The organism is Candidatus Hakubella thermalkaliphila (assembly GCF_013281975.1).
GTDB classification, from domain to species: domain Bacteria; phylum Actinomycetota; class Humimicrobiia; order Hakubellales; family Hakubellaceae; genus Hakubella; species Hakubella thermalkaliphila.
The window spans coordinates 1-7,160 of record NZ_BLRZ01000099.1 but is presented as its reverse complement, the minus strand read 5'-3'; the positions used below and the strand labels follow the sequence as shown (position 1 = coordinate 7,160).

Annotated in this window: 7 protein-coding genes and 1 pseudogene; 4 read left to right on the top strand and 4 right to left on the bottom strand. The window is 47.9% G+C overall.

Features of this window, described 5'->3' with window-relative positions:
• Positions 1–129 (top strand): annotated as a pseudogene (locus HW443_RS13390) (IS701 family transposase); the annotation flags it as partial.
• 126 nt (positions 130–255) lie between these two features.
• On the opposite strand, the gene HW443_RS08625 reads toward HW443_RS13390, so the two are convergent.
• A complete protein-coding gene (locus HW443_RS08625) occupies positions 256–1,431 on the bottom strand; it encodes an ATP-grasp domain-containing protein (protein ID WP_176236027.1) in 1,176 nt (391 codons plus the stop codon).
• A gap of 183 nt (positions 1,432–1,614) precedes the next feature.
• Here HW443_RS08625 and mptA point away from each other — a divergent pair, with 183 nt between their 5' ends.
• On the top strand, positions 1,615–2,574 hold the full coding sequence (gene mptA / locus HW443_RS08620; RefSeq protein WP_176232016.1) for a GTP cyclohydrolase MptA: 960 nt from the start codon (positions 1,615–1,617) through the stop codon (positions 2,572–2,574).
• A gap of 70 nt (positions 2,575–2,644) precedes the next feature.
• Here mptA and HW443_RS08615 read toward each other — a convergent pair whose 3' ends face one another.
• From HW443_RS08615 to lgt, 3 genes are all read right to left on the bottom strand, one after another.
• Entirely contained in the window at positions 2,645–3,481 is an 837-nt protein-coding gene (locus HW443_RS08615) for a cytochrome c biogenesis CcdA family protein (protein ID WP_176236026.1), read from the bottom strand.
• A 117-nt stretch (positions 3,482–3,598) separates the two neighbouring features.
• Positions 3,599–4,024 carry a Fur family transcriptional regulator gene (locus HW443_RS08610; RefSeq protein WP_176236025.1) on the bottom strand — a complete coding sequence of 142 codons (426 nt, stop codon included), beginning with the start codon at positions 4,022–4,024 and terminating at the stop codon, positions 3,599–3,601.
• Between the two features lie 578 nt (positions 4,025–4,602).
• Entirely contained in the window at positions 4,603–5,382 is a 780-nt protein-coding gene (gene lgt / locus HW443_RS08605) for a prolipoprotein diacylglyceryl transferase (RefSeq protein WP_176236899.1), read from the bottom strand.
• A gap of 260 nt (positions 5,383–5,642) precedes the next feature.
• Here lgt and HW443_RS08600 point away from each other — a divergent pair, with 260 nt between their 5' ends.
• Both HW443_RS08600 and HW443_RS08595 read left to right on the top strand, forming a co-directional pair.
• On the top strand, positions 5,643–5,957 hold the full coding sequence (locus tag HW443_RS08600) for a PadR family transcriptional regulator (RefSeq protein WP_176231039.1): 315 nt from the start codon (positions 5,643–5,645) through the stop codon (positions 5,955–5,957).
• Between the two features lie 167 nt (positions 5,958–6,124).
• Positions 6,125–7,160: MFS transporter (locus HW443_RS08595; RefSeq protein ID WP_176238069.1), on the top strand; the 1,036-nt coding region annotated here is incomplete at its 3' end.

Genomic DNA, 7,160 nt, shown 5'->3' with positions numbered 1-7,160 from the left:
TTTCTGCGTTTGGGGATACACAAGTTGCGAACGGGAAATAGTTGGTATGAGGCAAAGGTGTCCATTATCAGGGAGGCAATACGGGCTTATCTGGGTAACCCTACCTACAGTTTTACCCCAACTGCGTAAGTCCTATGGGGTAAAGAAATTCTCCTTTCAACACCGGGCAGGTCCACATCTGCCTTTCCCGCCTTTACCTATGCAAGAAGTGGCAGAACTGTGAAAGTCAGATTTTGGGTCAATTTGCCGTCCGATTTAGATTGACAGAATGGGGGCCAAATACTGAAATTCGGCTTTTTGCAGGGACACCAGAACTCTTTTTAGCTCCTGGGCTTGGGCCACCAGTTTGGAGAGGCATTCCTCTCGCCCTCTGGCAGTGGCCAGAAGGGTGCAGATGGGTTGACCTCTCTTTATCTTATCTCCCGGGAAGGGAACATCCCTGATCCCCCTGGCCACCCACCCCCGAGTATCGCCAACCGTGATATCCTTTTCGGCGAAGAGAATGGCTTTGCCGAAGAAAAGACTGGCTGGAAACCTTTCCTCGAGAGAGAAAGAGGGTAGTTCACCCTGGCAGGCCCGCACATGCAGGTCGAAGATATTAATACCGTAAGCCATCTCTATCAGCTCCATGGAGGCTGAGTAACGAGGATTTATCTCCAGAGCATAGATTTCTCCATCCCTCAGAATGAAGTCGAGCCCGTTGACCCCCTTCAGTCCGAAATGGAAGGTGATTCGGTCGACCATTTGCTGCACCTGCTCCAGAATCTCCCTGAGGTAGGCCTCGTCCTTTCCTGCAATTCTAAGGGGCAGAATATTGCCACAATATCGGAAGGGAGAAATGCCAAATTCTGCCCTTCCAATCAGTTGTTCTGTCAGGCTAATCACCACAGCCCGGCGGCCATCGGCCACAAAAGAAGCTGAAGAGGGTATCCCCTCCAGATATTCCTGGACCACAAAGTTCTCTGCCACTTCTTCACCATGGAGGTAGAAAGATATCTTGTGTCCTCCTCCGCTGTGCAAAGGCTTTTTCACCCAGCGACCGGATGAGCCGGGGGGCTCTTCTAGAGTTCGAGGCACTTTAAACCCTTCCGCCCTCAGGAAGAAAGAAAGTCTGTCCCAATCCCTTATCTCGCGCAATACAGAAGGACTGTTCCCCAGAATAGCCCCCTTGGCCGCCAATTTCTCCACTATTTCAGGATAGTTTTCCAGGTTGGATGTGTAGGCCAGAGCATCAAAGTCTATCTGGAAGGCTATTTCCCCAAGAAGAGAGACTTGAAAATTTGTTCCCAGGTCACGTAACAGAGAATAATTGGGCACTAATAGCTTCTGATCGTAGTCACCGAAGTAGTCCACGCTAACCACGTCGTAGCTACCTCGATGAGCAGATTCAGCCATGGCCCGGGTACTTAGACCCACCAGAAGTGTTCTCATGCCTCTATTTGTTCCTCCTTCTCATCCAGAGTGGTGGCTCAGTTGCCTAAGATGATAGCAGAACTTCCCCTTCAGGACACAGAGCTTATCCGCGGCAAAAGAACGTTCGCTTTTGAATCGTTCTTAACGATGATATAATGAGTTCATTCCAATTTTGCCCCCAGGAATGGGTAGAGAGAAACTGTGGAGTGGGAAAACGATATCCAGCAAACAATACCCGGCGTTCACGTCAGCTTGAGTCGCGTTGGCATCACTGGTGCAGAGAAGTTTATCCGGATACGCTACAAGGGAAAAGAAAACATCTTCTATTCGGAAATGGAACTCTACGTTGATCTCAGCCCCAAGCAGATGGGAGTACACATGTCCCGCTTCAGCAACGTAGTCAATGAAGTAGTGGACGAAATAGTACGGCAGGAGGCCCTGGATATCGAGTCCCTGGCTGAGAAGGTCTCCCGACGGGTGTTGGAAAAGCAAAGAGCGGTCAGGTCCGAGGTAAACATCAGGGCTAAATGTGTAGTGGAGAAGCAAACCCCGGTTTCTCACCAGAGTACCCAGGAGATCTACAACCTGATTGGCATAGCCGTGAGCACTGAGGAGAAGACTAAGAAGCTTATTGGTGTAGAGGCCTGGGGGATGAACACCTGCCCGTGCGCCCAGGAGATGGTGCGCACCAACTCCCGAGAGAGGCTCCTGGCCCACGGTTTCTCTGAGGAAGAGACAGAAAAGGTGCTGGGTCTCATCCCTATGGCTTCCCACAACCAGAGAGGTAAAGGCTCTCTGCTTATCGGAGCTGACGGGAAAATCCGGGCCGAGGACCTGGTAGGGATTGTAGAGGCTTCCATGAGCTCGGAGATCTATGACCTTCTCAAGAGGCCTGATGAGCTCTACGTGGTGGAGAAGGCCCATTCCCGTCCTCGCTTCGTTGAAGACTCAGTGCGGGAGATGCTCAGCATGGTCCTGGAGCGCTATCCCAACCTCCCTGGCGACGCCTTTGTTCTGGCCAAGCAGGAGAACTACGAGGGTATCCATTCCTACGATGTCTTCGCCGAGAGATATGGCACAGTGGAGGAAATCCGAAAGGAGATCCAGGGACGGGCCCACGTAACCAGACACACTTCCATCCGGGAGTGGCTAGACTGGTGAAAGATCCGTGCAAGAAGGGCGTTGTAGGCTGGCTGATCCAAGAAGGTGGCCTCTCTGGAAATTTAGAAGGTTATACCCAGCCTGTAGAAAAAGCTATATAAGTAGCTGACCAATCGCAAAAGGAAATTAGCCCTACAACGTCATTTACCTGAATACATACAATATATTGTGGTTCAATTAAAGAAATTGCCCTACATATTGAACCAAGATTCTTAAGTATCGCTGTAGGGTTAGAATAGATAAGAACTCCCACAACTACCAGAAGAGCGCCGGAGGCCAGCTTTAAGATTTTGGTGTACCTGGCTACCCTCTTTAAATACTGGTTGAGATAGCCAATAAAGAGACTGGTGATAAGAAAAGGAACGGCCAGGCCCAAGGAGTAGGTTGCCAGAAGAAACCCACCCTGCCAGACAGTTTCGGCAGTGCCCGCCAGAACTAAAATGCCCGCCAGAACCAGGCCAACACAGGGAATCCAACCGAAAGTAAAGATGGAGCCCAGCAAAAAAGAGCCCACGTATTTCAGTCTCCATCCAGGGGGCAACTGAAATCTCTTCTCATAATCTAAGAACCTGAGATATCTAATATTAAGGAGACCCATAGTGTAAAGGCCGAAGGCTATGACCACCAGTCCGCTGATTTTTCTGATAAAGGGCATGGAGTTATTGATCAGTTGTCCCAAGAAAGATGCCGAGACCCCTAAGAAGATGAAAATGAGGGAAAAGCCAAGGACAAAGAGAAGGCTATTAATGAAGGTGAAAAGTCTTTGGGAGTTCTTGGAAGAGAACTCCAGGGTCCCGCCGGAGAGGTAGCTTATATAAGCAGGTATCAGAGGAAGTATGCAGGGAGACAGAAAGGAGAGAAGTCCGGCCAGAAAGGCTGCGGCTAGACTAACATTTTGATCAGGCATGTTTTATCCCTACCTCGGCTCTCACAGGACCCGCTATCAAGGGCCTTTCGCTCTTAGTTCCCTTTGAGACGTTCAATATCTCCCTGGTTTCTACCAAGATTTTTCTCCTCACCCCCCTTACTGGCATCGACTACAGATGCCGTATATCTCCAGCTTATGATCCTCCACCTTGAAATTGTTCTCCTCCGCTATCTTCCGTTGAATTACCTCTATCTGATCGTTCTCAAACTCTTTGATACTCCCACATTTAATACAGACCAGGTGATCGTGGTGTCCATGGTCATAGGCGTGTTCGTACCTGGTTATCCCTCCATGGAACTTGCTCTCCTTAGCAATACCACATTCCGAAAGCAGCTTCATGGTCCGATAGACAGTGGCATAACTAATCTCAGGATTCTTCTTCTTGATCAGATTATAGAGCTCCTCTATGGTGATATGTTTTTCAATGGAAAGGAAGGAGTCAAGAATCTGGTCTCTCTGTCCGGTATACTTGAGCTCATTGTTTAAAATGTAGTCTTTAAAAATCTGTTTCTCTCTGTACATTTCTCTCTGTGCCTAATCTTAGAGGTAACGCTAAGGTCAAATGATTTTGAATTACATTATCATTATGTCCCGGAAACTTCTTTTGTCGATATTCTCGAGCAAATTCTAAAGCGAATTATAACATTTCCGACAACCCTGTTATTCAGAGATATTGAGCATGATTTCGGGGTAACCCCGTAAGTTGACCACCTCTTAGATCACATAGAAAATAGTCAGCACTTTCCTCTGAAAATGCGCCTTATTTTTCATGTTCCTTTGTGCCATCTGTGGCATGAGGGTTTCATGTTATCATGGTTCGTGGGTGATGGCCCCATCATGGCAAATTACCTGGAAAATAGATTCCCTTTTTCATCGTTCGAGGGTGACGAAGCCGTCATGGGGAATTACTTAGTATACAGTTTCATAAATACGATGACATATTCTGAACAAAGTTACCACTCATTAGTACTTACTGCATGAATGATAGTAAATACGTCACCGAATTTATGAGCTAGAGCACTTAGAGAACAGATTCCTCATTTTTCACGTTCGAGGGTGCGGCCCCCGAATGACAATCCGCTGGAAAAGAATACCCCACATTAAGCTCTCTTTCTGGCCACCACCAGCAAATATAGCGCCACAAAAATTACTATACCCACAAGATTTATAAGATGCACAACCCTGATACCTTCTACGAAAACGCTGTCGACGCGGAGAAACTCAATGACTGTGCGGTAGACGGCATAGGATAGACCATAGACGATGAAAATAGTCCCATCTCGCAGCCTCTTCCCTCTCTGGCTCAAGCGGTGAAGATAGATAAGTACCAGAAAAAGAACGAAATTGAGAATGGACTCGTATAGAAAAGTAGGATGAAAATAGGAAAACTCCTCGTAACCAGGGGGCCTGTGGGCGGGATCGATAAATATCTTCCAGGGGAGGTCCGTAGGATATCCAAAGGCCTCCTGGTTAAAAAAGTTGCCCCATCTTCCAATAGCCTGCCCCAGAACCAGAGGGGGAGAAAGAATGTCGGCCCAGCGCCAAAAGTTAAGCTTCCTGACGTAAGCATAGATAACCAGAGCCGCTACTCCTCCCAGAATAACTCCATGGATGGCAAAACCCCCTCTCCATATAGCAATGATCTCCAGGGGGTGCCGAACAAAATGGCCCCAGTTTACCAGCACATGTACCAGCCTGGTTCCCACAAGGCTCAGGAGGAGGCCAAGAGGGGCAAAGTTTAGTACTTCCTCGGGATTTTCACCCCTGTATTTAGCCAGCCGGTAGGCAATAAATATGCCCAGAATGATGGAGATGGAGATGAGTAGCCCGTACCACCTGATAGCGATGCCTCCAATGTTGAAAGCTATGGGATCCGCCATTTTTGCTATATCTCCTTTCTCTCGCGGTTTCTTGCACCAGTTTTCAATCCTTGATTTCTGTGTACACCGTACGCTCCAGATTGCTCCTCCTGCAGCATGCCGTCTATTTTACAGTACGAATTACCTGAAGGAAAGAGCCCCAAAGATTCTTGTTTTAATTTGCCTCTTGTCAATTTCGCCCAATTCACCAGAACAACTATTGACAATATGCCATGGCAAGAGTTCAATAATATCAAATTCCGATATCGAGATTCGATATTATGATCAGAGATTTCTTTTTGGGCTTTATTAAGATTCATATACTGTACCATGCCAGCAAGGCTCCTGTCTGTGGCATCGAAATCATCAAAGAACTGAGGAGACACGGCTACTCCATAAGTTCAGGGACAATCTACCCTACTCTGCACGCGCTGGAAAGACACAATTATCTCAGGAGTGAAAATTCAGTCGTGGGGGGCAAAAGAAGAAGATATTATCAAATAACCAAGAAGGGACTTAAAGTGCTGGAAGCATCAAGAAAAAAGATCTCCGAGCTGGTGGAAGAAGTTATGGAGCAAACGGAGATCGGTAATTAGAGAGCGGAAGAAACAGAGGTGGCGGAACTGCAAAAACTAGATTCTGGGTCAATTTGCCTTCCGATTTAGATTTCCAGCATGGAACCAGATACTGAAATTCGGCCCTTTTGCAGGGACGCTAGAGATAGGAACAGACCAAAAGTAAAAAACAGAGAATGGAAAACAAGATGGAAAAAGATAAACCAGGAAAGAAAAATCCCTACGATCCAGTTTCCGAAATCGCAGCTCAAGGCCCATTTCCCGGAATAAAGAAAAACGTCTTTGTCCTGGGTGTGGTCAGCTTTCTTCAGGATGTGAGTAGCGAGATGATCTACCCTCTCTTGCCCCTTTTCCTGGCCCAGGTCCTGGGAGTTAGCAAAGCCTATATAGGCTTGATCGAGGGGACGGCGGAGACTACGGCCAGCCTGATGAAGATCGCATCGGGCTGGCTGTCCGACCGTTTGAGAAAAAGGAAGGCCCTGGTCTTTTGGGGCTACTTTCTATCTACCATAGCCAAACCTTTTCTGGCCCTTACCACTGCGGGATGGCAGGTCTTGGGACTCCGCTTCATGGATCGTCTGGGCAAAGGGGTAAGGACCTCCCCCCGCGATGCTCTTATCGCCGATTCAACTCCTGTGGCCACCAGAGGAAAATCCTTCGGTTTTCATAGGGCCATGGACACCCTGGGAGCGGTTTTTGGTCCCCTGATAGCCTTTGTCCTTCTGCCCTTGTTCAATAACAATTACCGCCCCATCTTCCTTCTGGCGCTCATCCCCACTTCTCTGGCCCTTCTTATGATCATTTTCTTTGTGGCTGAGAAAAGGGCCGTTGCCTCAGGAGATGTTTCTCTTCCCAAACTGAGCCTGAGATCCTTTGAACGAAAGTTCAAAATGCTTCTCCTGGTCATCATACTATTCACTCTGGGTAACTCCAGCGATGCTTTTCTTATTCTGAGGGCTCAAAATGTGGGTGTGGCCACTGTGTTAATTCCCATTGTATGGTTCATGTTCAACACAGTTTATTCCTCAGTGGCCTTCCTGGGGGGTGCTCTTTCGGACCGGATCGGCCGCAAAAGAGTGGTGATTATGGGTTTTTTGGTCTACTCTCTGGTCTATCTGGGTTTTGCCTTCGCTTTCCAGCCTTTCCACATCTGGACTCTCTTTGCTGTCTATGGAATATACTATGGACTAACCGATGGAGTACTCAGGGCTTTTGTAGTAGATC

Coding starts and splice junctions, on each gene's coding strand:
- lgt (WP_176236899.1), bottom strand. CDS start 5,382: ATGGCGGATCCCATAGCTTTCAACATTGGAGGCATCGCTATCAGGTGG.
- HW443_RS08625 (WP_176236027.1), bottom strand. CDS start 1,431: ATGAGAACACTTCTGGTGGGTCTAAGTACCCGGGCCATGGCTGAATCT.
- HW443_RS08600 (WP_176231039.1), top strand. CDS start 5,643: ATGATCAGAGATTTCTTTTTGGGCTTTATTAAGATTCATATACTGTAC.
- HW443_RS08610 (WP_176236025.1), bottom strand. CDS start 4,024: ATGTACAGAGAGAAACAGATTTTTAAAGACTACATTTTAAACAATGAG.
- HW443_RS08615 (WP_176236026.1), bottom strand. CDS start 3,481: ATGCCTGATCAAAATGTTAGTCTAGCCGCAGCCTTTCTGGCCGGACTT.